Origin of the sequence: Streptomyces sp. NPDC005202, from assembly GCF_040608235.1 — a bacterium.
In the GTDB taxonomy this organism is placed as follows: domain Bacteria; phylum Actinomycetota; class Actinomycetes; order Streptomycetales; family Streptomycetaceae; genus Streptomyces.
Map to the genome: position 1 here is coordinate 124,984 of NZ_JBEXHW010000002.1, position 25,257 is coordinate 150,240.

Annotated in this window: 19 protein-coding genes and 1 pseudogene; 16 read left to right on the forward strand and 4 right to left on the reverse strand. The window is 69.9% G+C overall.

The genetic code is table 11. The features are described 5' to 3' along the window. Positions 1-10: 10 nt before the first annotated feature. Both ABZV31_RS04275 and ABZV31_RS04280 read right to left on the reverse strand, forming a co-directional pair. Positions 11-2,401, reverse strand: a complete 2,391-nt coding sequence (locus ABZV31_RS04275; RefSeq protein WP_355887891.1) for an MFS transporter — start codon at positions 2,399-2,401, stop codon at positions 11-13. Positions 2,402-2,580: 179 nt separating this feature from the next. Beyond that, positions 2,581-3,024: an SRPBCC family protein gene (locus tag ABZV31_RS04280; protein ID WP_355887894.1), complete on the reverse strand. Its 444-nt coding sequence runs from the start codon at positions 3,022-3,024 to the stop codon at positions 2,581-2,583. Between the two features lie 178 nt (positions 3,025-3,202). Here ABZV31_RS04280 and ABZV31_RS04285 point away from each other — a divergent pair, with 178 nt between their 5' ends. From ABZV31_RS04285 to ABZV31_RS04295, 3 genes and pseudogenes are all read left to right on the forward strand, one after another. Continuing rightward, positions 3,203-4,240, forward strand: coding sequence for an Rv2578c family radical SAM protein (locus ABZV31_RS04285; protein WP_355887897.1), 1,038 nt, complete (start codon positions 3,203-3,205; stop codon positions 4,238-4,240). Between the two features lie 138 nt (positions 4,241-4,378). Continuing rightward, positions 4,379-5,993 (forward strand): annotated as a pseudogene (locus ABZV31_RS04290) (alpha/beta hydrolase). Between the two features lie 90 nt (positions 5,994-6,083). After that, complete coding sequence (locus ABZV31_RS04295; RefSeq protein ID WP_355887900.1) at positions 6,084-6,482, forward strand: RidA family protein; 399 nt, start codon at positions 6,084-6,086, stop codon at positions 6,480-6,482. 61 nt (positions 6,483-6,543) lie between these two features. Here ABZV31_RS04295 and ABZV31_RS04300 read toward each other — a convergent pair whose 3' ends face one another. Continuing rightward, the gene (locus ABZV31_RS04300; RefSeq protein ID WP_355887902.1) at positions 6,544-7,119 is read right to left on the reverse strand and encodes an adenylosuccinate lyase; all 576 of its coding nucleotides are present in this window, start codon (positions 7,117-7,119) and stop codon (positions 6,544-6,546) included. A gap of 368 nt (positions 7,120-7,487) precedes the next feature. On the opposite strand from ABZV31_RS04300, the gene ABZV31_RS04305 reads away from it, so the two are divergent. The 9 genes from ABZV31_RS04305 to pssA all read left to right on the forward strand — a co-directional run bounded on the left by ABZV31_RS04305 (position 7,488) and on the right by pssA (position 18,486). Continuing rightward, positions 7,488-9,293: a 3-hydroxybutyryl-CoA dehydrogenase gene (locus ABZV31_RS04305; protein WP_355887905.1), complete on the forward strand. Its 1,806-nt coding sequence runs from the start codon at positions 7,488-7,490 to the stop codon at positions 9,291-9,293. Positions 9,294-9,429: 136 nt separating this feature from the next. Next, positions 9,430-10,239, forward strand: a complete 810-nt coding sequence (locus ABZV31_RS04310; RefSeq protein WP_355887908.1) for a TetR family transcriptional regulator — start codon at positions 9,430-9,432, stop codon at positions 10,237-10,239. Between the two features lie 422 nt (positions 10,240-10,661). Then, positions 10,662-12,005, forward strand: a complete 1,344-nt coding sequence (ccrA, locus tag ABZV31_RS04315) for a crotonyl-CoA carboxylase/reductase (RefSeq protein ID WP_355887911.1) — start codon at positions 10,662-10,664, stop codon at positions 12,003-12,005. Between the two features lie 18 nt (positions 12,006-12,023). Next, a complete protein-coding gene (locus ABZV31_RS04320) occupies positions 12,024-14,072 on the forward strand; it encodes a protein meaA (RefSeq protein WP_355887914.1) in 2,049 nt (682 codons plus the stop codon). Further along, positions 14,069-15,043, forward strand: a complete 975-nt coding sequence (locus ABZV31_RS04325; protein ID WP_355887916.1) for a CoA ester lyase — start codon at positions 14,069-14,071, stop codon at positions 15,041-15,043. Before ABZV31_RS04320 ends, ABZV31_RS04325 begins: the two co-directional genes overlap by 4 nt. A gap of 5 nt (positions 15,044-15,048) precedes the next feature. Beyond that, positions 15,049-15,618, forward strand: a complete 570-nt coding sequence (locus ABZV31_RS04330) for a MaoC family dehydratase (RefSeq protein WP_355887919.1) — start codon at positions 15,049-15,051, stop codon at positions 15,616-15,618. A gap of 2 nt (positions 15,619-15,620) precedes the next feature. Continuing rightward, a complete protein-coding gene (locus ABZV31_RS04335; protein ID WP_355887922.1) occupies positions 15,621-16,826 on the forward strand; it encodes an acyl-CoA dehydrogenase family protein in 1,206 nt (401 codons plus the stop codon). Positions 16,827-16,997: 171 nt separating this feature from the next. Next, the gene (locus tag ABZV31_RS04340; RefSeq protein WP_355887924.1) at positions 16,998-17,645 is read left to right on the forward strand and encodes a phosphatidylserine decarboxylase; all 648 of its coding nucleotides are present in this window, start codon (positions 16,998-17,000) and stop codon (positions 17,643-17,645) included. Between the two features lie 22 nt (positions 17,646-17,667). After that, complete coding sequence (gene pssA, locus ABZV31_RS04345; RefSeq protein ID WP_355888996.1) at positions 17,668-18,486, forward strand: CDP-diacylglycerol--serine O-phosphatidyltransferase; 819 nt, start codon at positions 17,668-17,670, stop codon at positions 18,484-18,486. 450 nt (positions 18,487-18,936) lie between these two features. Here pssA and ABZV31_RS04350 read toward each other — a convergent pair whose 3' ends face one another. After that, positions 18,937-20,097 carry a glycerate kinase gene (locus ABZV31_RS04350; RefSeq protein WP_355887926.1) on the reverse strand — a complete coding sequence of 387 codons (1,161 nt, stop codon included), beginning with the start codon at positions 20,095-20,097 and terminating at the stop codon, positions 18,937-18,939. A gap of 301 nt (positions 20,098-20,398) precedes the next feature. On the opposite strand from ABZV31_RS04350, the gene ABZV31_RS04355 reads away from it, so the two are divergent. The 4 genes from ABZV31_RS04355 to ABZV31_RS04370 all read left to right on the forward strand — a co-directional run bounded on the left by ABZV31_RS04355 (position 20,399) and on the right by ABZV31_RS04370 (position 25,149). Next, on the forward strand, positions 20,399-21,520 hold the full coding sequence (locus ABZV31_RS04355) for an ADP-ribosylglycohydrolase family protein (protein WP_355887928.1): 1,122 nt from the start codon (positions 20,399-20,401) through the stop codon (positions 21,518-21,520). 18 nt (positions 21,521-21,538) lie between these two features. Beyond that, positions 21,539-22,030, forward strand: a complete 492-nt coding sequence (locus tag ABZV31_RS04360) for an NUDIX hydrolase (protein WP_355887930.1) — start codon at positions 21,539-21,541, stop codon at positions 22,028-22,030. A gap of 1,108 nt (positions 22,031-23,138) precedes the next feature. Then, the gene (locus ABZV31_RS04365; protein ID WP_355887932.1) at positions 23,139-24,194 is read left to right on the forward strand and encodes a vanadium-dependent haloperoxidase; all 1,056 of its coding nucleotides are present in this window, start codon (positions 23,139-23,141) and stop codon (positions 24,192-24,194) included. Between the two features lie 220 nt (positions 24,195-24,414). Next, positions 24,415-25,149 (forward strand): Sir2 family NAD-dependent protein deacetylase, encoded by a 735-nt coding sequence (locus tag ABZV31_RS04370; RefSeq protein ID WP_355887935.1) that lies wholly within the window; start codon positions 24,415-24,417, stop codon positions 25,147-25,149. Positions 25,150-25,257 lie beyond the last annotated feature (108 nt).

A 25,257-nucleotide genomic window follows, 5' to 3' on the forward strand; every position in this document is an offset into this window, starting at 1 on the left:
CGCGGCCCGGTCAGTCCTCGTGCCCGAGCTGAAGATCCCGTTCCGTGCGTCCCCCGCCCGCCACCTGCAGCACTGTGGCCACCGGCGGGTAGCCGGCCGCGATCACGGTGTACTCGCCGGAAGACAGGTCGACGAACCGGAACGTTCCGTCGGGTCCGGTGGTGAGCGTGTCGACGACGTTGCCGGCGGCGTCGAGGAGGGTCACGCGCGCGTCCTCGACGGGCCGACCGCCACTGGCCCGGACGGTCCCGCGCAGCACGGCGCCGCCCGCGAGCTCGACGTCCTGACGGGTCTCCCGGGAGGCCTGCACGCTGACGGGGAGCGCGGCCGGGCGGAAGGCGGGCGCGCTGGCGGCGAGGGTGTACTCCCCGGCGACCAGCTCGGTGATGACGTAGCCGCCCTCGCGCCCGCTGCGGGTGCTGGCGACGACCTCCCCGTGCACGTTGGTCAGCGTGACCGTGGCGTCCCGTACGGGAGTGCCGTCCGCGGTGCGTACGCTGCCCGCGAGGCGTCCGGCGCCGCCGAGGACGACGTCGAGTTCGACGGGCCGCTCGCCGACGGTCACGGAGACCGCCTGGGGCTGGTGACCGCCGGCCGCGGCGATCAGGACGTACGAGCCCGAGCCCGGCGTGGACAGCGCGTACCGCCCGTCCTCGCCGCTCGCGCCCCGGCCGATCTGCTGTCCGGAGATGTCGATCAGGGTGAGCGCCGCGCGGGGCACGACGGTCCCGTCGGGGTGCTGCACGGTGCCGCAGACGGGGACGCCGGCGGGATACGGCGAACGGGCCTGCGGAACGGTCGGGTTCGCCTGCGCGGGCTCCGTCCCGGGGGTGGGGGCGTTGTGGGACACCAGTGGTTTCTCCTTGAGGAAGAAGGCGATGAGCAGGCCGAGGACGAGCACCGGCACGAGGTAGAGGAAGATCCTCGGCATGGCGTCGGCGTACGCCCGCACGTAGGCGTCGCGCAGGGCCGGGGGCAGCGTGCGCACCAGTTGCGGGGTGATCGACTCGGGGTCGGGGAGCGTGGCACCCGCGCGCGGGGGGATGCGTTGTTCCAGGGCGTCGGTGAGCCGGTCGGCGAACAGGGTGCCGAAGATCGCGGCGCCGACGCTGCCGCCGATCTGCCGGAAGTAGTTGTTGGCGCTGGTGGCGGTGCCGAGGTCGGCGGGGCGCACGGAGTTCTGCACGGCGAGGACCAGGACCGGCATCACCATGCCGATGCCGGCGCCGAGGACGGCCATCCAGATGCTGTAGTGCAGCCGGGGCGTGTCGACCTGGAGGCGGGAGAGCAGCCACATGCCGACGGCGGAGAGGGCGCCGCCGAGGATCGGGTAGATCTTGTAGCGGCCGGTGTGACTGATGAGCTGCCCGGAGACGATCGACGCCCCCACGATGCCGCCCATCATGGGCAGCATCAGCAGGCCGGACTCGGTGGCCGAGGCCCCGTCGACCATCTGCAGGAAGGTGGGCAGGTAGCTGGCCGCGCCGAACAGCGCGACGCCGATGACGAGGCCGACCAGGCCGCTGACATTGAAGACGGAGTCCTTGAACAGCCGCAGCGGGATGAGGGGTTCGACGGCGAAGCGCTCCACGACGAGGAACAGGACGGCGGCCACCGCTGCGCCCGCGCCGAGGCCGAGGATGACGCGCGAGTCCCAGGCGTACTCGGTGCCGCCCCAACTGGTCAGCAGCACCAGGCAGGTCGAGGCCGCCGCGAGCAGCAGGGCGCCGAGGACGTCGAAGCGGCCCCTGGTCCCGGGTCTCGGCAACTTCAGGACGAGGGTGACGACGGCCAGGGTGACCAGGCCGAAGGGCACGTTGACGTAGAAGCACCACCGCCAGGAGAGGTGGTCGGTGAAGTAGCCACCGAGCAGCGGCCCGGCGACGGAGGCCAGGCCGAAGGCGGCGCCGATGAGCCCCATGAAGCGGCCACGCTGCCTCGGCGGCACGATGTCCGCGATGATGGCCTGTACGCCGATCATGAGTCCGCCCGCGCCGACGCCCTGGACGGCGCGGAAGGCGATCAGCTGGTCCATCGTCTGCGCCCGGCCCGCGAGCGCGGAACCGACGACGAACACCGCGATGGCGAACTGGAAGACGCCCTTGCGGCCGCACAGATCGCCGAGCTTGCCGTAGACGGGCAGTCCGACCGTGGCCGTGAGCAGGTAGGCGGTGATCGCCCAGGACATCTTGTCCAGGCCGTGCAGCTCACCGACGATCTTCGGGAGCGCGGTGGCGACGATCATCTGGTCCAGAGCGGCCAGCAGCAGCGCGAGCATCAGCCCGACGAAGACCAACCGCACCCGGTGCGGGCTCGGTTCAGCGCTTCGGACCGGCGGCGGGGCGGGGATCTCGGGGGGCGCCACGGCCGGTTGGTCCTGCACCAGAGTGATCCCGCCCACGTACCGCTCCCCTCGTCGCGCCTACTGCACAATTCCCGCGTAAAGCGACAACTACGAACAAGCGCGACGAGTTACGGCACACCGCCGAGTCGCAAGGAGATCCACTCGAACCGGTGAGGCGCCAACGAGCCCTGGCGAGTTACCTGTTGGGTAAACCCCTGGCGAATCCGGCGAAGGGGCTACTTCTCGACCTCGGCGGCGAGCTTGGCGAGCATCGCGTCGTAGATCCGGGCGAGGCCCTTGGGCGCGAAGGCCTTCTCGAAGAAGCCGCCGATGCCGCCGGCCCCCTTCCAGGTGGTGGTGACGACGACCCGGGACCTCCCCTCGCCGGCCGGGGTGACGCGCCAGGTGGTGACCATGGAGGAGTTGCGGTCCTTCTCGACGAGCTCGCCGTCGGTGGGCTCGCTGACCTCCATCAGGCAGTCACGGACCCGCTTACTGGTGGCCTGGAGCTTCCAGTGGACGAGGGTGCCCTCGCCATCCCCGCCCTCGCGCACCTCGTACTCGCTGAAGTGCTCGGGCAACAGCTTCTCGCGGGTGCCGCTGTAGTCGGCGAGGGCGTCGAACACCTTCTCCGCGTCCGCCGCGACGACCCGCTCCGTAGTGGCCTCGACCTGCGCCATGGGGTTCCTCCAGGACATCCGTTCTCGGGCTTGGGGCAAGCCAACCACCCCGCTCCCCGGCCGCCAAATCGGGGTCGACAAGTGACCGATCGGGGTGCACCGGGCGATCGGAAATGGCACGCGCACGATCATGGGAACATGTGTTCTATTCTATGGGCAGTGCTACCGAGGAGGCGTCATGCGCTGGGAGAACCTCACCGTGGACTCCGGCCACAGCCGGGCCGACGCCGCGCTGTTCGGCGCGGACGCGGTGACCACCCGCACCTTCGACACGCCCGAATTCCGCGGGATCACCTTCCACGAGATCCGGGCCCGCTCGATCATCAACCGGGTGCCGGGCGCCTCGCGCATGCCCTTCGAGTGGACTGTCAACCCCTACCGGGGCTGCACGCACGCGTGCGTGTACTGCTTCGCCCGCAAGACGCACAGCTACCTGGACCTCGACACGGGCATCGGCTTCGACACCCAGATCGTGGTCAAGGTGAACGCTCCGGACCTGCTGCGCCGCCAGCTGGCCTCGCCTCGGTGGCAGGGTGAGCACATCGCGATGGGCACCAACGTGGACTGCTACCAGCGTGCCGAGGGCCGCTACCGCCTGATGCCGGGCATCCTGGCCGCCCTGCGCGACCACGCGAACCCCTTCTCGATCCTGACCAAGGGCACGCTGATCCTGCGTGACCTGGAGCTGCTGAAGCAGGCGTCGGAGGTCACCGACGTCGGCATCTCCGTCTCCGTCGGGTTCACCCACCCCGAGCTGTGGCGCACCGTCGAGCCGGGCACGCCCGCGCCGGAGCGCCGCCTGGACGTCGTACGGACGCTCGGCGAGCACGGCATCGGCTGCGGGGTGCTGATGGCGCCGGTGATCCCCTTCCTGAGCGACCACCCGGCCCAACTGCGCGCCACCGTGCGGGCGATCGCGGAGGCCGGGGCCACGTCCGTCACGCCGCTGGTGCTGCATCTGCGGCCCGGCGCCCGCGAGTGGTTCATGGCCTGGCTCGGGCAGCACCACCCGCACCTGGTGCGCCGTTACGAGCGGCTGTACGCCGAGGGTGCCTACGCCCCGAAGTGGTACCAGCGCCGGATCACCCGTCAGGTCCACGACCTGGCCCAGGAGTACGGCATCGGGCCCACGCGCGCGGGGATGCCGCGACGCATCCGGCCGCCCGAGCCGGTTCCGCCCACGATGTCCGAACCGACCCAACTCACGCTCATCTGAGATAGTTTCAAAGGCATCCCGCGACCCAATTGGGTCAAGTATTGTCAGAACGCGTTCTTCCGAAGGTGCTTTCCGGGACGATGCGGCGAGGACCGTGAGCCTCGCGGTCCGCAGCCTCTCCGTCCCGGGAGGACACGGATGAGAAAACGCGCTGCCGTGCTGTGCGGTGCCGCCGTCGTCGTGGCCGGTTCGTTCACGGCCGTCCCCGCCGACGCGAGCACGCCGCACACCGCGGTCACCGCTCAAGCCGCCAAGCTCACTTGGAAGAAGTGCGGCACCACCGACTATCCGACGCTCCAGTGTGCGTCCGTGAAGGTGCCGCTCGACTACAAACATCCGTCCGGGCAGAAGATCACGCTGGCGCTGTCCCGCGTCCCGCACACCGCGAAGACGTACCAGGGACCCCTGCTGGTCAACCCCGGCGGTCCCGGCGGCAGCGGTCTGACGCTCGCCGGATTCGTCGCTCCTCGCTGCCCAAGGCGGTCGCGGCCCAGTACGACGTCATCGGCTTCGACCCGCGCGGGGCGGGCGCGAGCAAGCCGGCGCCGGACTGCAAGCCGGGCTACTTCAAACCGGTGCGCCCGGACTCGGTGCCGAGCACGCCCGCGATCGAGAAGGCCAACCTCATGCGCGCCCGGTCCTTCGCCGCCGCCTGCGGCAAGAAGTACGCGAGCCTGCTGCCGTACATCAACACCATCAGCGCCGCCACGGACATGGACTCGATCCGGCAGGCCCTCGGCGCGAAGAACATCAATTACTTCGGTTACTCGTACGGCACCTACCTCGGCGCGGTGTACGCCAAGCTCTTCCCGGAGCGGGTCCGCCGTCTGGTCCTGGACTCGATCGTCGATCCGACCGGCGTCTGGTACGACGACAACATCCAGCAGGACTACGCCTTCAACGACCGCCACCTCGCCTTCATGGCATGGGTCGCCAAGTACAACTCGACCTACAAACTGGGCACCGACCCGGTCAAGGTCGAGGCCAAGTGGTACGCGATGCGGGCGGCGCTCGCCAAGAAGCCCGCGGGCGGGAAGGTCGGCGCCTCCGAACTGGAGGACACCTTCATCCCGGGCGGCTACTACAACGGCTACTGGCCCGATCTCGCCCAGGCGTTCGCGGCCTAGTGAACAACAAGGACTCCGCCCCGCTGGTCGAGGCCTACGACGACTTCGCCGCCGTCGACGCCTCCGGTGACAACGCTTACAGCATCTACACCTCCGTGCAGTGCCGTGACGTCGCCTGGCCACGCGACTGGAACCAGTGGCGCAAGGACAACTGGGCGGTGTACGACAAGGCGCCGTTCATGGCATGGAACAACGCCTGGTACAACGCGCCGTGCGCGTTCTGGCCGACGTCCTCGCCGCGGCCGGTGAACGTCGCCAACGGCAAGCTGCCGCCGGTGCTGCTGTTCCAGGCGACCAACGACGCGGCCACCCCGTACGAGGGCGGTGTCACGGTGCACCACCTGCTGGCGCGCTCGAGGCTCGTCGTCGAGCAGGGCGGCGGGAACCACGGCATCACGCTGAGCGGTAACAGCTGCCTGGACAAGTACCTGACGACGTACCTGACCGACGGCAAGGTGCCGCGCGGCCACTACGGCGTGGCCGACGCGGTGTGCCAGAAGCTGCCGGACCCGAAACCGCTGAGCAGCAAGGCAGCGTCCGTCTCGGCATCCACCTCGGGGTCCGCCTCGGGGGCCGCATCCTCGCGCGGTGCGACGCTGCACGAGCTGGTCGGCTTCCGCGGCTGAGCGGCCGGGCCGACTCCCGGGGCTGCCGCCAAGCAGCCCGACGGCCCGTCGGGGACGGGTGTTGTCAGACCCATCGTCCACCATGGACACATGAGCGAACTGACCAGGATTCCCGCCCCCGACGGGGTCGCCCCCGCCGCGCAGTACACCCACGTCGTCATGGGCGCCGGCCGCTTCGTCGCGATCTCCGGCCAGCTCGCCCTGGACGAGGACGGCACGCTCGTCGGGGAGGGCGACGCCGCCGCCCAGGCCCGCCAGGTCTTCACAAACCTCCGCCGCTGTCTGGCCGCCGCCGGCGCGACCTTCGACGACGTCGTCAAACTCACCTACTTCGTCACGGACATGGCCCACATGCCGGCCATCCGCGCGGCCCGCGCCGAGCACATACCGGACGACCGCCTGCCGACGGCCTCGGCCGTACAGGTCGCCTCCCTCGTCCGCCCGGAGTTCCTGATGGAGATCGAGGCGTTCGCGGTCGTGGACGCATGACCGTGGACGGGGCCGAGGTGCCCGAGGTGCGGTACGTCAAGGGCTTGCGGGGCCGACCAGGTCACCTCGGCTGCGGAACGCGCGCCAGCGCGTGCACCGCCGCCTGAGCGAGCGACGGATGCGCGAGGGCCTCGTTCAGGACGGGCCGGGCGCGGGCGTCGCCCAGTGTGCCGAGCCCCTCCACGCAGGCGAGCGCCACGCGGCGGTACGGGTCGTGCGGGCGGAGCCGGCGTTCCAGCGTGGTGATCAGCGCAGGCACGGACTCGGGGGCACGCATCTCGACCAGGAGCCGTACGGGATGGAGGGCGTAGGCGACGCGCAGTTCATTGGTGGCGAGGGCGGCGGCCGCGCGCGCCGTGCGGGGGTCGCCGAGCCGGGCCAGGGCATAGGCGGCGGAGGCACAGCGCTGCGGGTCGCGGTGGTTGAGGAGCAGCACGAGGGACTCGAAGGCACGCCGGTCGCCCGCCAGCCCCAACCGGAACGCGGCCAGCTCCCTGGCCCACAGCGGCTGCCCGGGCGCCGTGAGGACACCGGCCAGTACGTCCGGGTCCTCGGTGGCCACCAGATGCTCGTACGCCGCCGAACCGCCCGACTCCTGCCGTAAGCGCTCCGTGAGTGATCGCAACTCTTCGTCCACGAAGCCCAGCCTAGGGGCGTCGCCCCAGGCGCGGGACCTACATCACAAACTCGGGGGCTGGCGCGCTCGTTACCCGCGGGTTAAGCTCAGACGAGCGAGTTACCCACTCGCGCAGACTTGCAGTGGCCTGGTGACGCAGCCACTGCGAGTGTTGTCGGTTCGGTACACCAGGTACCTCAGTACGACTCGGCTCCGGGACAGAGCCGGTCGGTCTCAGCCGCTCCCCGGGCGTGTGCGCGCCCGCGGCGACGGCACCGGGCGTGTGCGCTCGCAGCCCGGCAACACCCGCAACCCTTTTCCGCACCCGGTGCGCCGTTCGGCGCACCGGGGGCGTTCCCAGTCGTCACCCTCATTCCAGGAGTCCCGCGATGGCCACTCCCCTCTCCAACACCCCTCTGTCCCCGCTGAAGACCATTGCCGTCGTCGGCCTCGGCACCATGGGCACCGGCATCACCGAAGTCCTCGCCCGCGCCGGCCGCGAGGTCATCGGCATCGACATCAGCGAAGCCGCGGCCGCCAAGTCCGTCGCCGCCCTGGAGTCCTCGACCTCCCGTGCCGTGCAGCGCGGGCGCCTGACCGAGCAGGAGCGCGCGGACGTCCTCGCCCGCGTGCGCACCTCCACCGACCTCACGGCCGCGGCCGACGCCGACCTGGTCATCGAGGTGGCCCCGGAGTCGTACGAGATCAAGCAGCAGATCTTCCGGGGGCTGGACGGCATCGTGCGGCCCGAGACGATCCTGGCGACCGGAACCAACGCGCTGTCCGTCACGCGCCTGGCCGCCGACTCGGCCCACCCCGAGCGCGTGCTCGGCCTGCACTTCTTCAACCCGGCCCAGGCGATGAAGCTGGTGGAGGTCGTCTCCTGCGTCCTGACCGCGCCGCAGGCCGTCGCCGCGGTCACCGACCTCGCCCTCGAGCTCGGCAAGGAGCCCGTCGCGGCCGGCGACCGGCCCGGATTCGTCGCCGACGGGCTGCTGTTCGGCTACCTCAACCAGGCCGCCGCCATGTACGAGGCGAAGTACGCCTCCCGCGAGGACATCGACGCCGCGATGCGGCTCGGCTGCGGCCTGCCCATGGGCCCGCTCGCGCTGCTCGACCTCATCGGCATCGACACCGCCCGCACGGTCCTGGAGGCCATGTACGCCGAGTCGCGCGACCGGCTGCACGCCCCCGCTCCGATCCTCAAGCAGCTCAGCGAGGCCGGTCTGACGGGCCGCAAGGCGGGCCGCGGCTTCTACACCTACGAGGCTCCGGGCAGCGGGACCGTCGTGCGGGACGCCCTGACCCCGCTGGACGGCGACACGCTGGTCCCGGGCCGTCCCGTCCGCTCCGTCGGCGTCGCGGGCTCGGGCACCATGGCCTCGGGCATCGCCGAGGTCTTCGCCAAGGCCGGGTACGACGTGGTGCTCGCCGCCCGCAGCGAGGAGAAGGCACAGGCCGCCAAGGCCCGTATCGGCAAGTCGCTTTCACGCTCTGTCGACAAGGGCCGGCTGACCGCCGAGGCCGCCGCGCAGACCCTGGACCGGATCACGGCGACGGGCAGCTACGACGACTTCGCCGAAGTGGACCTGGCCGTCGAGGCCGTCGCCGAGAACCTGGAAGTCAAGCAGCAGCTGTTCGCGACGCTGGACAAGGTCTGCAAGCCGGGCGCGGTCCTGGCCACCACCACCTCCTCGCTGCCCGTCGTCGCCTGCGCCCGCGCCACCTCGCGCCCGCAGGACGTGATCGGCATGCACTTCTTCAACCCGGCGCCGGCCATGAAGCTGGTCGAGGTCGTCCGTACGGTGCTGACGGCGGACGATGTCCACGCGACGGTCCGCGAGGTCTGCGTCAAGATCAAGAAGCACGCCGTCGACTGCGGTGACCGGGCCGGATTCATCGTCAACGCCCTGCTGTTCCCCTACCTCAACAACGCGATCAAGATGGTGCAGGAGCACTATGCGTCTCTTGACGACATCGACGCGGCGATGAAGCTCGGCGGCGGCTACCCGATGGGCCCCTTCGAACTGCTGGACGTCGTCGGCCTCGACGTCTCGCTGGCCATCGAGAAGGTCCTCCACCGCGAGTTCCGCGACCCGGGCCTGGCCCCGGCGCCGCTCCTGGAGCACCTGGTGGCCGCGGGCTGCCTCGGCCGCAAGACGGGCCGCGGCTTCCGCGAATATGCCCGCCGCTGAGCGTCCCGGCGACTGGTTCCGAGGGGGGCGGGAGTGGGGAGGCCTGCTCGATCCGGCGGCCTCTCCCCCGCCCGCCGAGGGCGGGGGAAATCGGGGACATGCGCATCAAGCTGCGCACATGCAGTACGTTCGGGTCATGTCCCAGCCCGCCAAGTCCTCACGTACACCAGCTACGCCCGACGCGCCGGAAAATGCCGCAGGCTCTCGCGCCGCCGCCCAACGGCTCAAGATGCGCCGGGAGCTGGCGGCCGCCGCGATGGAGCTGTTCGCGACCAAGGGGTACGAGGCAACCACCGTCGACGAGATCGCCGCGGCGGCCGGGGTCGCCCGCCGCACCTTCTTCCGTCACTTCCGCTCCAAGGAAGAGGCGATCTTTCCCGACCACGACGACACCCTGATCCGCGCCGAGGCGGTGCTCAACGCCGCGCCCGCGCACGAGCACCCCCTCGACACGGTGTGCCGCGGCATCAAGGAAGTCATGAAGATGTACGCGGCCCGGCCGGAGATCTCGGTCGCCCGCTACAAGCTGACGCGCGAGGTCCCCACGCTGCGCGAGGCGGAGATCGCCTCCGTGGCCCGCTACGAGCGCCTCTTCACGCGCTACCTGCTGGGCCACTTCGACGAGCACGCGCACGCCGACGACGCCAACGACGACCCGCTGCTCGCCGAAGTCGCCGCGTCGGCCGTGGTCACCGCGCACAACCACGTGCTGCGCCGCTGGCTGCGGGCTGGCGGCCAGGGGGACGTCGAGGCGCAGCTCGACCACGCCTTCGCGATCGTACGCAAGACGTTCGGCACCGGGATCGGGGCCGGCCGGACTCAGGCGCCCAAGCCCGCCTCCGCGGCGGTCTCCCAGCAGGGCGAGGTCCTGGTGACGGTCGCCCGCACCGATGCTCCCCTCGAGGAGGTCATGCGGACCATCGAGGAGGCGCTGAAGGACCGCTGAGCGCCTGCTGAACGCGCTTCGTCGCTGTGATGACGGCCACCCCACGGGGTGGCCGTTTTGGCATGTCAGGGCCCCTTTTCGAACGGCTTTGGGAGCCAATTCGATCGATCATCGCTCATTTGTTACGTAAAGATTTCACCTGAGAGAAAGTTCTGGCACTCAGTGCCTTGCCAGGTGACACGCGGTGTCATACGTTGAAGGTGTCCGGGCGGCCGGCGTACAGAGACCGTACGCACGCCGGCTGTCCCCGCAAGCCGCCGGCCTGCGCGCCCGGACGCCTGCGTCACAGGCAACCTCCCGCGCCACAAAGCGCTGCCGAAGCACCACCCGCCGAACCGACGGCAACCCTCACCCACCCTCAGCAGCACCGACGTAACCCTCAGCGCCCCTCCCTCAGGGCGCTTATCGCCGGAGGCAACACCGTGACCGTGAAGGACATCCTGGACGCGATCCAGTCGCCGGACACCACGCCCGCCGACTTCGCCGCTCTGCCGCTCCCCGAGTCGTACCGCGCCATCACCGTGCACAAGGACGAGACGGAGATGTTCGCGGGCATACCCACCCGCGACAAGGACCCGCGCAAGTCGCTGCACCTGGACGAGGTGCCGCTGCCCGAACTCGGCCCGGGCGAGGCCCTGGTGGCCGTCATGGCCTCCTCGGTCAACTACAACTCGGTGTGGACCTCGATCTTCGAGCCGCTGCCGACCTTCGGCTTCCTGGAGCGCTACGGCAAGCTCTCGGAGCTCACCAAGCGCCACGACCTGCCGTACCACATCATCGGCTCCGACCTCGCGGGCGTCGTCCTGCGCACCGGCCCCGGCGTCAACGCCTGGAGGCCCGGCGACGAGGTCGTCGCCCACTGCCTGTCCGTCGAGCTGGAGTCCTCCGACGGCCACAACGACACCATGCTCGACCCCGAGCAGCGCATCTGGGGCTTCGAGACCAACTTCGGCGGCCTCGCCGAGATCGCGCTGGTGAAGTCCAACCAGCTGATGCCGAAGCCCGGCCACCTGAGCTGGGAGGAGGCCGCCGCCCCCGGCCTGGTCAACTCCACCGCCTACCGCCAGCTGGTCTCCCGCAACGGCGCCGACATGAAGCAGGGCGACAACGTGCTCATCTGGGGCGCCAGCGGCGGCCTGGGCTCGTACGCCACGCAGTTCGCCCTCGCGGGCGGCGCCAACCCCATCTGCGTCGTCTCCAGCGAGCAGAAGGCGGACATCTGCCGCTCCATGGGCGCCGAGGCGATCATCGACCGCAACGCCGAGGGCTACAAGTTCTGGAAGGACGAGCACACCCAGGACCCCAAGGAGTGGAAGCGCTTCGGCAAGCGCATCCGCGAACTCACCGGCGGCGAGGACGTCGACATCGTCTTCGAGCACCCCGGCCGTGAGACCTTCGGCGCCTCGGTCTACGTCACCCGCAAGGGCGGCACCATCGTCACCTGCGCCTCCACCTCGGGCTACAACCACGAGTACGACAACCGCTACCTGTGGATGTCCCTGAAGCGCATCATCGGCTCGCACTTCGCCAACTACCGCGAGGCCTGGGAGGCCAACCGGCTGATCGCGAAGGGCAAGATCCACCCGACGCTGTCGAAGGTGTACTCCCTCGAGGACACCGGTCAGGCCGCCTACGATGTGCACCGCAACCTCCACCACGGCAAGGTCGGCGTGCTGTGCCTCGCCCCCGAGGAGGGCCTGGGCGTGCGCGACGAGGAGATGCGCGCCAAGCACATCGACGCCATCAACCGCTTCCGGAACATCTGAGGACGGCGGAGGTCACAGATGACTGAGCGTCAGTCGCCGCAAGCGCAAAAGGAAAGGGACCGGCCGTGGCTCATGCGCACGTACGCCGGTCACTCCACGGCCGAGGCGTCCAACGAGCTGTACCGGCGCAACCTCGCCAAGGGGCAGACGGGTCTGTCGGTGGCGTTCGACCTGCCGACGCAGACCGGCTACGACCCCGACCACGTCCTCGCCCGCGGCGAGGTCGGCCGGGTCGGGGTGCCGGTCGCGCACCTGGGTGACATGCGCCGGCTGTTCCAGGACATCCCCCTGGAGCAGATGAACACCTCGATGACGATCAACGCCACGGCCATGTGGCTGCTGGCGCTCTACCAGGTCGTCGCGGAGGAGCAGGGCGCGGACATCACCAAGCTCCAGGGCACGACCCAGAACGACATCGTCAAGGAGTACCTGTCCCGCGGCACGCACGTCTTCCCGCCGGGACCGAGCCTGCGCCTGACGACGGACATGATCGCGTACACGGTCTCCCACATCCCGAAGTGGAACCCGATCAACATCTGCAGCTACCACCTGCAGGAGGCGGGCGCCACGCCGGTCCAGGAGATCGCGTACGCGATGTCCACCGCGATCGCCGTGCTCGACGCGGTGCGCGACAGCGGCCAGGTGCCGCAGGAGCGCATGGGCGACGTCGTCGGCCGCATCTCCTTCTTCGTGAACGCGGGAGTCCGCTTCGTCGAGGAAATGTGCAAGATGCGGGCGTTCGGCCGGATCTGGGACAGGATCACGCGCGAGCGGTACGGCATCGAGAACCCCAAGCACCGCCGCTTCCGCTACGGCGTCCAGGTCAACTCCCTCGGCCTGACCGAGGCGCAGCCGGAGAACAACGTCCAGCGGATCGTGCTGGAGATGCTGGCGGTGACCCTGTCCAAGGACGCACGCGCGCGTGCCGTGCAGCTGCCCGCCTGGAACGAGGCGCTGGGCCTGCCCCGACCCTGGGACCAGCAGTGGTCGCTGCGCATCCAGCAGGTGCTCGCCTACGAGAGCGACCTGCTGGAGTACGACGACATCTTCGAGGGCTCGAAGGTGATCGAGGCGAAGGTGGACGAGCTGGTCGAGGCGGCGCTCGCCGAGATCGACCACATCCAGGAGCTGGGCGGCGCGATGGCCGCCGTCGAGTCCGGCTACCTGAAGTCGCAGCTGGTCGCCTCACACGCCGAGCGCCGGGCTCGTATTGAGTCCGGTCAAGAGAAGATCGTCGGCGTCAACATATTCGAGCAGACCGAGCCGAACCCGCTCACGGCCGACCTGGACACCGCGATCCAGACGGTCGACCCGGCGGTCGAGGCGCGCGTCATCGCCTCGCTCCAGCACTGGCGCGACACCCGCTACCAGCCGCCGTTCAACCACCCGCGCCCCTGCAAGGCGCTGGAGCGGCTGAAGGAGGCGGCGAAGGGCACCGAGAACCTCATGGAGGCGACCCTGGAGTGCGCCCGCGCCGGGGTCACGACCGGCGAATGGGCCGGGGCCCTGCGCGAGGTGTTCGGCGAGTTCCGGGCGCCGACCGGTGTCTCGTCCGCGCCGGTCGCCGTGGCCGCCGAGGAGGGCACGGCGCTGGCCCAGGTCCGCCGCAAGGTGGACGCGACAGCCCGCGACCTCGGCGTCGGCAAGCTGCGCTTCCTGGTCGGCAAGCCCGGCCTGGACGGGCACTCCAACGGCGCCGAGCAGATCGCCGTGCGGGCCCGCGACGCCGGGTTCGAGGTGGTCTACCAGGGCATCCGGCTCACGCCGGAGCAGATCGTGGACGCGGCCCTCGCCGAGGACGTGCACGCGGTCGGCCTGTCCATCCTGTCCGGCTCGCACGCCCAGCTGGTGCCGGACGTGCTGGAGCGGCTGCGCGAGGCCGGCGCGGCCGACATCCCGGTGATCGCCGGCGGGATCATCCCCAGCGGCGACGCCGAGCAGCTCAGGGCCGCGGGAGTGGCCGCGGTCTTCACCCCGAAGGACTTCGACATCACTGGGATCATCGGCCGTATCGTCGACGAGATCCGCAAAGCGAACAAGCTCGACCCCCTGGAGGTCCCCGCATGACCAGCCCTGCTCCCCAGGTCAACCGCCTTCGGCCGCGGCGCTCGTGCCTCGCGGTGCCGGGAAGCAACCCGCGCTTCCTGGAGAAGGCGCAGGGCCTCCCCGCCGACCAGGTCTTCCTGGACCTGGAGGACGCGTGCGCGCCGCTGGCCAAGCCCGAGGCGCGGCACACGATCGTCAAGTTCCTCAACGAGGGTGACTGGACCGGCAAGACGAGGGTCGTGCGCGTCAACGACTGGACGACCGAGTGGACGTACCGCGACGTCGTGACGGTGGTCGAGGGCGCGGGCCCGAACCTGGACTGCATCATGCTGCCGAAGGTGCAGGACGCCCAGCAGATCGTCGCCCTGGACCTCCTGCTGACCCAGATCGAGAAGACCATGGGCTTCGAGGTCGGCCGCATCGGCATCGAGGCGCAGATCGAAAACGCCCAGGGCCTCAACAACGTCAACGAGATCGCGCAGGCCTCCCCGCGCATCGAGACGATCATCTTCGGCCCGGCCGACTTCATGGCGTCGATCAACATGAAGTCGCTGGTCGTGGGCGAGCAGCCGCCCGGCTACCCGGCGGACGCCTACCACTACATCCTGATGAAGATCCTCATGGCCGCCCGCGCCAACAACCTCCAGGCGATCGACGGCCCCTACCTGCAGATCCGCAACGTCGACGGCTTCCGCGAGGTCGCCGGCCGCGCCGCCGCCCTCGGCTTCGACGGCAAGTGGGTGCTGCACCCCGGCCAGGTCGACGCCGCCAACGAGGTCTTCTCCCCCTCACAGGAGGACTACGACCACGCCGAACTGATCCTGGACGTGTACGACTACTACACGTCCGAGGCGGGCGGCAAGAAGGGCTCCGCGATGCTCGGCGACGAGATGATCGACGAGGCCAGCCGCAAGATGGCGCTGGTCATCGCGGGCAAGGGACGCGCCGCCGGCATGCAGCGCACCAGCAAGTTCGAGATCCCGGAGGCGTGACGCCCATGCAGTTCGGACGCACCTACGAGGAGTTCGAGGTCGGGGCGACGTACAAGCACTGGCCGGGCAAGACGGTCACGGAGTACGACGACCACCTGTTCTGTCTCCTCACCATGAACCACCACCCGCTCCACATGGATGTCAACTATGCGGAGAAGACGACGGACTTCGGCAAGAACGTCGTCGTCGGGAACTACATCTACTCGCTGCTGCTCGGCATGTCCGTCCCGGACATCTCCGGCAAGGCGATCGCCAACCTGGAGATCGAGTCGCTCAAGCACGTGGCGCCCACCTTCCACGGCGACACGATCTACGGCGAGACGACGGTGCTCGACAAGTGGTTGTCCAAGTCGAAGAACGACCGGGGCATCGTCTACGTCGAGACCAAGGGCTACAAGCAGGACGGCACGCTCGTGTGCGTGTTCCGCCGCAAGGTGATGGTGCCCACCGAGACCTACATCAAGGAGCGCGGCGGCGAGCAGCCCGGCCGCCCGCCCGTCTCCCCCCACCACCCTCAAACGACGCCCCTGCGGGGCGGCACCCCTGGTTCCGAGCCGAAGCAGCAGGAGAAGTAGCCATGGCACGACTCGCCCAGACCGCCGGTCTGACGGACGTCCAGCAGGAGATCATCTCCACGGTCCGGGACTTCGTGGACAAGGAGATCCTCCCGGTCGCGACGGAGCTGGAGCACCGCGACGAGTACCCGCAGCAGATCGTCGACGGCCTGAAGGAACTGGGCCTGTTCGGTCTGATGATCCCCGAGGAGTACGGGGGTCTGGGCGAGTCGCTCCTGACGTACGCCCTGTGTGTGGAGGAGATCGCCCGCGGCTGGATGTCGGTGTCCGGCATCATCAACACGCACTTCATCGTGGCGTACATGCTCAAGCAGCACGGCACGCAGGAGCAGAAGGACCACTTCCTGCCGAGGATGGCCGCCGGCGACATCCGCGGCGCCTTCTCGATGTCGGAGCCGGGCCTGGGCTCCGATGTGTCGGCGATCACGTCGAAGGCGGTCAAGGACGGCGACGAGTACGTCCTGACCGGTCAGAAGATGTGGCTGACGAACGGCGGTACGTCCTCCCTCGTCGCCGTTCTCGTCCGCAGTGACGAAGGCCACCCCGAGGGCACCCCGCCCCACAAGTCGATGACCACCTTCCTGGTCGAGAAGGAGCCCGGCTTCGGCGAGGTCCGCCCCGGCCTGACCATCCCCGGCAAGATCGAGAAGATGGGCTACAAGGGCGTCGACACCACCGAGCTGATCATGGACGGCCTGCGCATTCCGGCCGATCGGGTGCTCGGCGGCGTCACCGGCCGAGGTTTTTACCAAATGATGGACGGCGTGGAGGTCGGCCGGGTCAACGTGGCGGCGCGTGGCTGCGGCGTCGCCCAGCGTGCGTTCGAGCTCGGCGTGCAGTACGCCCAGCAGCGTCACACGTTCGGCAAGCCGATCGCCCAGCACCAGGCGATCCAGTTCAAGCTCGCGGAGATGGCCACCAAGGTCGAGGCCGCGCATGCGATGATGGTGAACGCAGCACGCAAAAAGGACTCCGGGCAACGAAACGACCTCGAGGCCGGGATGGCGAAGTACCTCGCCTCCGAGTACTGCAAGGAGGTGGTGGAGGACGCCTTCCGAATCCACGGCGGCTACGGCTACTCCAAGGAGTACGAGATCGAGCGCCTCTACCGTGAGGCCCCGATGCTGCTGATCGGTGAAGGCACTGCCGAGATCCAGAAAATGATCATCGGCCGCAGACTGCTCGAAGAGTATCGGTTCCAGGGCTGAATGTCCGGACACGGGGTGTTTTCTTCGAGAAGAAGATCACACCCCGTCAGCGGTCTTCGGCCGCCGACTCGGATTCATGACTTACCCAGTTGTGGCCCTTAGCCGCTACGATCGCCGGAAAGCCGCCGTCCCCCGTCGAAAGCGCGGCATCATCCGCTACGAAGGTCATCCATGCCCCACAGCCAAACCTCTGCACCACGCGGCCGGGTCCGCCTCGCGCGCGGAGCATCGCCGTGGCTTCTTCCGACCGTCGCCACCGCAGCCCTCAGCCTTGCCCGCGCCCGCCGCTCCGGCGCCGCCAAGGCCGTGGCCGTCCCCGCCACCGCGCTCGCGGCGGGGATGCTGTGGTTCTTCCGCGACCCCGAGCGCGAGATCGCCCAGGGCCGGGTCATCTCGCCCGCCGACGGTGTGGTGCAGAGCATCATGCCGTGGAAGGACGGACGCACCCGCGTCGCGATCTTCATGAGCCCGCTGAATGTCCACGTCAACCGCGCCCCGCTCGCCGGCACGGTGACGTCGGTCGAGCACATCCCCGGCGGGTTCGTTCCGGCGTTCAACAAGGAGAGCGAGAACAACGAGCGGGTCGTCTGGCACTTCGACACCGAACTCGGCGACATCGAGATGATCCAGATCGCCGGCGCGGTGGCCCGCCGCATCGTCCCCTACATCCCGCAGGGCACCAAGGTCGAGCAGGGCGACCGGATCGGACTGATCCGCTTCGGCTCGCGCGTCGACATCTACCTGCCCGAGGGCATCGAGGTCGCGGTGGAGGTCGGCCAGAAGACCGTGGCTGGGGTGACTCGCATTGACCGTGATTGATCCCGAGACCCAGGCGGGCTGGGTGCCCGAGGCCGACGGGGTGGACGACGAGGAGGAGATGCCCCTCTCCCTCCGCCTGTCGATAGCGGACACCCTCACCCTCGGCAACGCCACGTGCGGCTTCATGGCCGTGTACTTCACCACCACCGGCATCCTGATCCCGCACCTCACGGGCAGCCAGGAATCGGGCATGGCCCGGCACAGCGCCGCCACGGCGGTCATCCTGATGCTGTGTGCGGCGGTCTTCGACCTGTTCGACGGCCTGGTCGCCCGCAAGCTGCGCTCCTCCCCCATGGGCGCGGAGCTGGACAACCTCTCCGACCTGATCAGCTTCGGCCTGGCCCCCGCGTACTTCGTCCTCGTCTACGGCATGGTCGCCGACGACGCGCACCAGAGAGTGGCGGCGCTGGGCGCGATCGTGGTGCTGCTGGCCGTGGTGCTCAGACTCGCGCGCTTCTCGTGCGTGACGATGAAGGACGGCATGTTCCAGGGCATGCCCTCACCCTTCGGCGCCCTGACGGTGGTGTCGATCGTCCTGCTGGAGCTGCCCTTCGTGGCGACCCTCCTGGCGATCCTGGGCACCGCGTGGCTGATGGTGAGCCGGGTGGAGTACCCGAAGCCGCGGGGCCGCCTGGCGGTGGCGATGCTGTCCTGGATCGTGCTGTCGATGGGCCTGCTGGCAGCCTGGGCCTTCGACGCCCCGAGCGGGCAGCTGCTCCTGCAGACCGGCTGCGCGCTGCAGCTGGTCATGGGCGCGGTGATCCCGCTGTTCGCCACGGCCCGCCGGGTGAACAACTTCCGCGACAACCGGCGCGAGGCGCGGGCGGCGCAGCTGCCGTAGCGCGGGTGGCCGTCGCGACGGTCGTACGACGGGAAGGGCCCCGAACCGTGAGGTTCGGGGCCCTTCGGCATGTCGGGCGGCATGTCGGGCGGGAGGCTCACCCCTCCCGCTGTTCCCGCTGCTCCGGAGTGCGCTCCTACATCGCCGCGGCGGACCTGACACTGCCGACGGACGCGATCGAGGAACTGGAGGGGATCGGGCGCGGCTGAGCGGGGTGACGGGGGAGTGCGTGCCCTTACGGGCCTGGGCTGGGGGCCGGGCCGTATGGGGGCGGGCTGGGCGGCCCAACCCCGCAAGGGGCGCAGTCCCCGGAGAGGCGCAGCACCCGGAGGGCCGCAGCCCCCGCCGGGGCCCGGGGCGGCGGAGCCCCTGACGTGGCCCGGGGCGGAGCCCCTGACGAGGGGCACCCCCACCCGGCCGAGAAGGGTGAGCGGGTGGACAAGCCCCCCGTCAGAGCAGAACGTCCCGCCCGATCCGCTCCGCCACCCGCTCCAGGATCGGCCCCGCGTCCGCGATGCACTTCGCCACGTCCGGCTCGACCTCGGTCAAGGCGTACGCCCGCCGAATCCCGGCGCGCCCGAGCGCCTCCGGCGCCAGCGCCAGCCGCCCGCACACCGCGACGACCTCCTTCCCCGCCGCCCGCGCCGCCGCAGCAACCCCGGCCGGCGCCTTCCCGTGCAGCGTCTGCTCGTCCAGCGACCCCTCACCGGTGATCACCAGCGTCGCCCGCTCCAGCGCCGGCGCGAACCCCAGCACCTCGAGCATGACCTCGATCCCGGCTCGGAACCGCGCCCCGAGGATCAGCGCCCCGTACCCGATGCCACCCGCGGCCCCCGCCCCCGGCGACGCCGCGTACTCCGCGGCCCCGGACCCGATCGCCTCCTCCAGCACCTTCACGTAGTGCGCGAGCGACGCGTCCAACGTCTCGACGTCGTCGGGCGAGGCGCCCTTCTGCGGCCCGTACACCGCCGACGCCCCCTTCGGCCCGGTCAGCGGATTGTCGACGTCGCTGGCGAGCACCAGGTCGACGGAGGCAAGCCGCGGGTCCAGCCCGGACAGGTCCGCGTGTGCGAGCTCCGCCAGCCCCCCGCCGCCAGGCGTGATCGGCTCCCCGTCGGCGTCCAGGAACCGCGCCCCCAGCGCGGACAGCATCCCGGCGCCCCCGTCGGTCGTCGCGCTCCCGCCGACGCCGAACACGATCGTCCGCGCCCCCGCGTCCAGCGCGGCCCGCAGCAGCTCCCCGGAGCCGTACGTGGACGCCGTGAGCGGGGCGAAGACGCCCGCCGGCAGCCGCTGCAGCCCGCTCGCCTCCGCCATCTCCACGACCGCCGTGTCGCCGCGCAGCGCGAAGGCGGCCGTCACCTCGTGCCCGAGGGGCCCGGCGACCCGTACCTCCCGGCGCTCGAAACCGGCCGCGACCGCCGCGTCCACGGTCCCGTCGCCGCCGTCGGCGACGGGCAGCGCCTCCACCTCGAGATCCGGCACGACCCGGCGCAGTCCGGCCGTCACGCGCTGCGCGACCTGCACGGCCGTCAGCGACCCCTTGAACTTGTCCGCGGCAACGAGCACCCGGTGTGCCGTTGATGGTCCGCGCCCTGCAGCGTCCGCCACGTTGCAATCCCCTTGCTCTCCGGGCCCCGCGCACGTCAGGGCCAGTCGCGCCGCTGCGACCCTAACCGGAGACCACCCCCGCCGTCATGCCCCGACCGGACCGTGAGAAAGGCCCTGGGAGGGCCGTAGGAACGCCGTGGGAGGGCCGTAGGAACGCCGTGGGAGGGCGCCCTGGGAGGGCCCGATGGGAACGCCCCCTGGGAGGGTCGTGTGAGAGCACCCTGAGAGCACCCTGCGCCCACCCCTTTGCCCCGCAGCCCGAACCCGCGCAGCCACCCGGAATTTGGGTAAACCTTCAGCTATGACCCCTGTGGGCACTGAGCCAGAGCTCGCCGACCGCATCCTCGGGGGCTGGCTGGGCCGGATCTCGGGCAACATGCTCGGCAAACCGGTCGAGCAGGGCGACCTGTGGACGCGCGACCGCATCGAACGCTACCTGCGGCAGGCCGCCGCCCTGCCACTGACCGACTACCTTCCCGAGCCGGCCGACGACACCGACGGACTCAAGCTGCGCCCGGAGTGGCGCAGTTGCGTCCGCGGCCGTATCCACGGCAGCTGCCGCGACGACGACGTCGACTACGCGATCCTCGGCCTCGACCTGCTCGAGACGCACGGCTTCGGCTTCAGCACCGAGCAGGTCGGCGACCTCTGGCTGCTGCGGCTGCCGTATCTGCAGACGTTCACCGCCGAGCGGGCCGCGTACCGCAACCTCGCCAACGGCCTCAAGCCGCCGGTCACGGCCACGTACGACAACCCGTACCAGGAGTGGATCGGCGCCCTGATCCGCGCCGACATCTACGGCTGGACCAGCCCGGGCGCCCCGCACCGCGCCGCCTCCCTCGCCCGCCGGGACGCGGTGCTGTCCCACTCCGGCAACGGTGTGTACGGCGCGATGTGGGCGGCGGCGCTGATCGCGGCGGCGTTCACGGCCCCGACCGTCCGCAGCGCGATCGACACCGCGCTCACGGTGATCCCGGCGAGCAGCCGCCTGGCCCGCACCGTACGCCGGGTGGTCTCCCTGCACGAGACCCGGATGCCGTGGGAGAACACGCTCACGACGGTCGCGGAGGAGACCGCCGGCCTCGGCTGGATCCACACGATCCCGAACGCCGCCGTCCTCACGGCCGGCCTGCTGTACGGCGACGGCGACTTCACCCGCACCATCACGCTGACCGTCCGCGGCGGCCTGGACACCGACTCCAACGGTGCCACGGCCGGCTCGGTGGCGGGCGTCCTGACGGGCGCGGACGCGATCCCGGCCCAGTGGAAGGACCCCCTGGAGGACACGGTCCGCAGCGCGGTCTTCGGCTTCGACGGCGTACGCATCAGCGAGCTGGCAGACCGAACCCTGCGGCTGGCGGAGGCGGTAGGGCCCGTCGCGCGCGTCGTCCCGGGACCGCCGGCCGGAGACACGACCTCCTGAGCTGGTTACCCTTCCTGGATGACCACTCCAGACTTCGCCACGTACATCGCGGGCCTGCCGCGCGTCCTCGCCGGTGCCGCCGCCCTCTTCCGCGACGCGGAGGGCCGGGTGCTGCTGGTCGAGCCCAACTACCGTGACGGCTGGGCGCTTCCAGGCGGCACCGTCGAGTCCGACGACGGCGAGACCCCGCGCCAGGGCGCGCGCCGGGAGACGCTGGAGGAGATCGGTCTCGACGTCGAACTCGGCCGACTGCTCGCGGTGGACTGGGTGCACGGGACGGGACGCCCGCCCCTGGTGGCGTACCTCTACGACGGCGGCGTCCTCACCGAGGACGACTTCAAGGCGATCCGCCTCCAGGAGGAGGAGTTGCTGTCCTGGCGCCTCGTCCCGCGCGACGAACTCACCGACCACCTGCCCGGCGCCCTGGGCCGCCGCGTCCTGGCCGCCCTCGACGTCCTCGCCGAGGGCTCGGGCACGGCGGAACTGGAAAACGGCCACCGCGTCGGCTGACCCGCCCCCAGCGGTACGCCGATATCGGCTCGCCGATGCGCCGGCCGCAATCCTCAGCGGCGCCAGCCAGCTTGCCCGCATCCGGGAGGACATCCAGGACTGGACAGAGCGCCGGGAACAGCGTCTGGTCAGCAAAGAGCGGTTTTGAGCGTTCCTCGCAAAGGCTAAGGCGACGGAACGCCGACTCATCAATGAGCGGAACGAGTGGCGCCGTCGTTCACTGCGCACCCAGGGGGCACCGGTCGACTTGAGGCAAGTGTGGGATGGACTCGACTTCGTGGAACAAGGCGCATACGTGGAAAAGACGCTATTGACCGTACTGGTCACTTCTGCGGTCAGGCCCGGTGGACCGGTGTGGAATCGACTCGCGCCCATCTATCGGGAAGAGGACTGACAGGCGCCATCGCGCCCGCACCGGGCCCGTTACGGCGCACGCTTGCGAGAGCCTGGACTCACATCCTCCCAGGTCACAGAGCATGCCTTCTTCACGGAGCTAACGTCAGACAGCCACCGATCGGTGGATCCAGAATCACTCACACGAGTGAAGTGCCGTCACGCCTAGGCGATCACAGCATCAATCCTGAAATCACATAAGACGCGTGGGATATCGGCGCGGCTGGCGTTTATGTCTGTATAGCCGACATTATGCTGCCGCTGTTGATCAACGACGTGGAGAGGAATATCGTGGCCCTCGAGCCCAAGCGTGGCCAGCGGTCGGCCGCGAAGTCCGAGCTCGCACGCTTGAAGTCCCGTGCCGGCAGCCGCCTGGGACGGCTAAGGGCCGCCGTCGCGGCTGGTGCCCTGCTCGCCGGGCTGAGTCCGGTGGCCATCGGTGCGCAGCCGGCCGCTGCCGCGGCACCGCACTCCAGTGATGATCCGACGCAGTACTGGAACAAGGTCCTGCTCCAGACGTTCCGTGATGCGCGGGGTATGGACGCCGCGCCCGGCAAACTCACCAGGGCCGCCGCGATGGTTTACGCGGCGATCTACAACGCCGAGAGCGCGTATCAGTACACGTACGGAACCATGAAGTACCAGCCGTACCTCAATCGTCCGCTGAAGTATGCCGTCGACGCCGCCGCGGCGGCGTCCGGACGAGGAGGAGCGGGTGATCGATCGCACGGCGTACCGGATCATCTCGCAGTTGTTCCCAGGCGATCAGGCCTACATCGACGCCCAGTTCACCGCCCGGACCGGCTCCGCCCCCAACTCCTTCGACATCATCGACCACCTGGTGGTCGACCCGGTGGTGAGGCAGATCAACGAAGCCCGATCGGGCGACGGTTCGGACAACCCGCAGGTCTATAGCGGCGACACCACTACGCCTGGCGCCTGGCGGCCGACCGGCGGCAGCTGCCGACAGGCGAGCGACGCGGTGACCCCGAACTGGGGCATGGTGAAGCCGTTCGTACTCAGCTCGGGCTCGCAGTTCCGGCCTGCCACCCTGGGCGCCTTCGCTTCCTACGCCGATCTGCTGGCCAGCCCGGCGTACGCGGGCCAGGTCGAGGAGGTGCGACAGTTCGGTGCCGTCAATTCCACCGAGCGCACCCTCGATCAAACCGCCGCCGCCTGGTTCTGGGCCAATGACCTGGACGGCACCTACAAGCCCCCGGGGCAACTGCTCGAGCTGACCGGGATCGTCGCCAAGAAGCTCGGGCTCGACAAGTACCAGACTGCCCGCTTGTACGCGCTGGTGTCGCTGACGATGGCGGATGCCGCGATCGCGGTTTGGGACACCAAGTACGACACCCCGATCAAGCTCTGGCGCCCGGTGACCGCGATCCAGGCCACGGGCGGCGCGAACGCGACCTGGCAGCCTCTCAGCGCGGACCGCTCAGGGGCACCGTTCACCCCGTGCTTCCCCGCCTGGGCCTCCGGGCACGCTGGCCTCGCGGGTGCGTGGGCAGGCGCGATGAAGCATTTCTTCGGCTGTGACTACGTCTCGTTCACCGCGCATTCCGAGGACCCGCACACACTCATGGCGTATCGCTCGTTCACCAGCTTCAGCCAGGTCGCCCAGGAGGACGCGCTGAGCCGACTCTGGCTGGGCGTGCACTACCGCTGGGACCTCACCGACGGGCTGGCACTCGGTGACAACGTCGCCGACTACCTGTTCGCCAACACGATGCTGCCGACGCGACCGGGCCGTCCGCCGCGGTGGTGAACCGGCACCGCATCCCCGGTACGTGAGGAGCTTCGCCGAACTGCGCGCGGCCTTGGTCGACCTGCACCAGAGGGACGGCGCCCGGCCCTACCGGGAGCTGGCAGAGGCGCACCGTTCATGCCCAGCTCAGCGGCAGGTTCGTGACACGGCTCGCGAGCAGGGAACTCCGCAGCCCTGATATCGGTTCGCCCCAAGCAGACAGGCGTCCTACTCTCGGCCCATGACCAAGCCCCTCGTCGCCATCCTCAGTGGCGCAGGTATCTCCACCGATTCCGGAATCCCTGATTATCGCGGTCCCAAGGGGCTGTGGCGGCGGGATCCGGAGGCGGAGAAGCTCGTGACGTACGAGTACTACATGGGCGATCCGGAGATCCGGCGGCGGTCCTGGCAGATGCGGCGCAAGAACCGCACGCTGAAGGCCGAGCCCAACGCCGCGCACCGGGCGGTGGCCGAGCTGGAGCAGGCCGGGGTGCCGGTGCGGGTGATCACGCAGAACGTGGACGGGCTGCACCAGCTCGCCGGAATGCCCGCCCGCAAGGTGCTCGAACTGCACGGAACCGCGCGCAGTGTCGTGTGTACGAAGTGCCATGCGCGCGGGCCCATGGAGGACGCCCTCGCCCGGGTCGAGGCCGGCGAGGACGATCCGCCGTGCCTGGAGTGCGGCGGGATCCTGAAGTCGGCGACCGTGATGTTCGGCGAGCGCCTCGATCCGGTGGTGCTCGGCGAAGCGGTCGCAATCACCAAAGCCTGCCAGGTGTTCATCGCCGTCGGCACCAGCCTCCAGGTCCAGCCCGCCGCCGGGCTCGCCGGCGTCGCCGCCGACCACGGGGCACGGCTGATCATCGTCAACGCCGAGCCCACGCCGTACGACGAACTGGCCGACGAGGTGATACGGGAACCCATCGGCACCGCCCTGCCCGAACTGCTGGGCCGGCTGAGCACCGAGAGCGACTGACAGCGCCCCGCTGGGTTCCGGCTCTGGTATGGAGATGCCGAAGGTGGTGCAGGTGCCACTCCAGCCCCTGCTCGTGCCTGGGTGATCGCTTCGTAGTACCTGGCCCGG

Bases quoted from the DNA above. Each gene is read 5' to 3' on its own strand.
- ABZV31_RS04305 (WP_355887905.1), top strand. From the start codon at position 7,488: ATGGCCACTCCCCTCTCCAACACCCCTCTGTCCCCGCTGAAGACCATT.
- ABZV31_RS04295 (WP_355887900.1), top strand. From the start codon at position 6,084: ATGAGCGAACTGACCAGGATTCCCGCCCCCGACGGGGTCGCCCCCGCC.
- ABZV31_RS04320 (WP_355887914.1), top strand. From the start codon at position 12,024: ATGACTGAGCGTCAGTCGCCGCAAGCGCAAAAGGAAAGGGACCGGCCG.
- ABZV31_RS04335 (WP_355887922.1), top strand. From the start codon at position 15,621: ATGGCACGACTCGCCCAGACCGCCGGTCTGACGGACGTCCAGCAGGAG.
- ABZV31_RS04330 (WP_355887919.1), top strand. From the start codon at position 15,049: ATGCAGTTCGGACGCACCTACGAGGAGTTCGAGGTCGGGGCGACGTAC.
- ABZV31_RS04325 (WP_355887916.1), top strand. From the start codon at position 14,069: ATGACCAGCCCTGCTCCCCAGGTCAACCGCCTTCGGCCGCGGCGCTCG.
- ABZV31_RS04360 (WP_355887930.1), top strand. From the start codon at position 21,539: ATGACCACTCCAGACTTCGCCACGTACATCGCGGGCCTGCCGCGCGTC.
- ABZV31_RS04310 (WP_355887908.1), top strand. From the start codon at position 9,430: ATGTCCCAGCCCGCCAAGTCCTCACGTACACCAGCTACGCCCGACGCG.
- ABZV31_RS04355 (WP_355887928.1), top strand. From the start codon at position 20,399: ATGACCCCTGTGGGCACTGAGCCAGAGCTCGCCGACCGCATCCTCGGG.
- ABZV31_RS04280 (WP_355887894.1), bottom strand. From the start codon at position 3,024: ATGGCGCAGGTCGAGGCCACTACGGAGCGGGTCGTCGCGGCGGACGCG.
- ABZV31_RS04285 (WP_355887897.1), top strand. From the start codon at position 3,203: ATGCGCTGGGAGAACCTCACCGTGGACTCCGGCCACAGCCGGGCCGAC.
- ABZV31_RS04370 (WP_355887935.1), top strand. From the start codon at position 24,415: ATGACCAAGCCCCTCGTCGCCATCCTCAGTGGCGCAGGTATCTCCACC.
- ABZV31_RS04340 (WP_355887924.1), top strand. From the start codon at position 16,998: ATGCCCCACAGCCAAACCTCTGCACCACGCGGCCGGGTCCGCCTCGCG.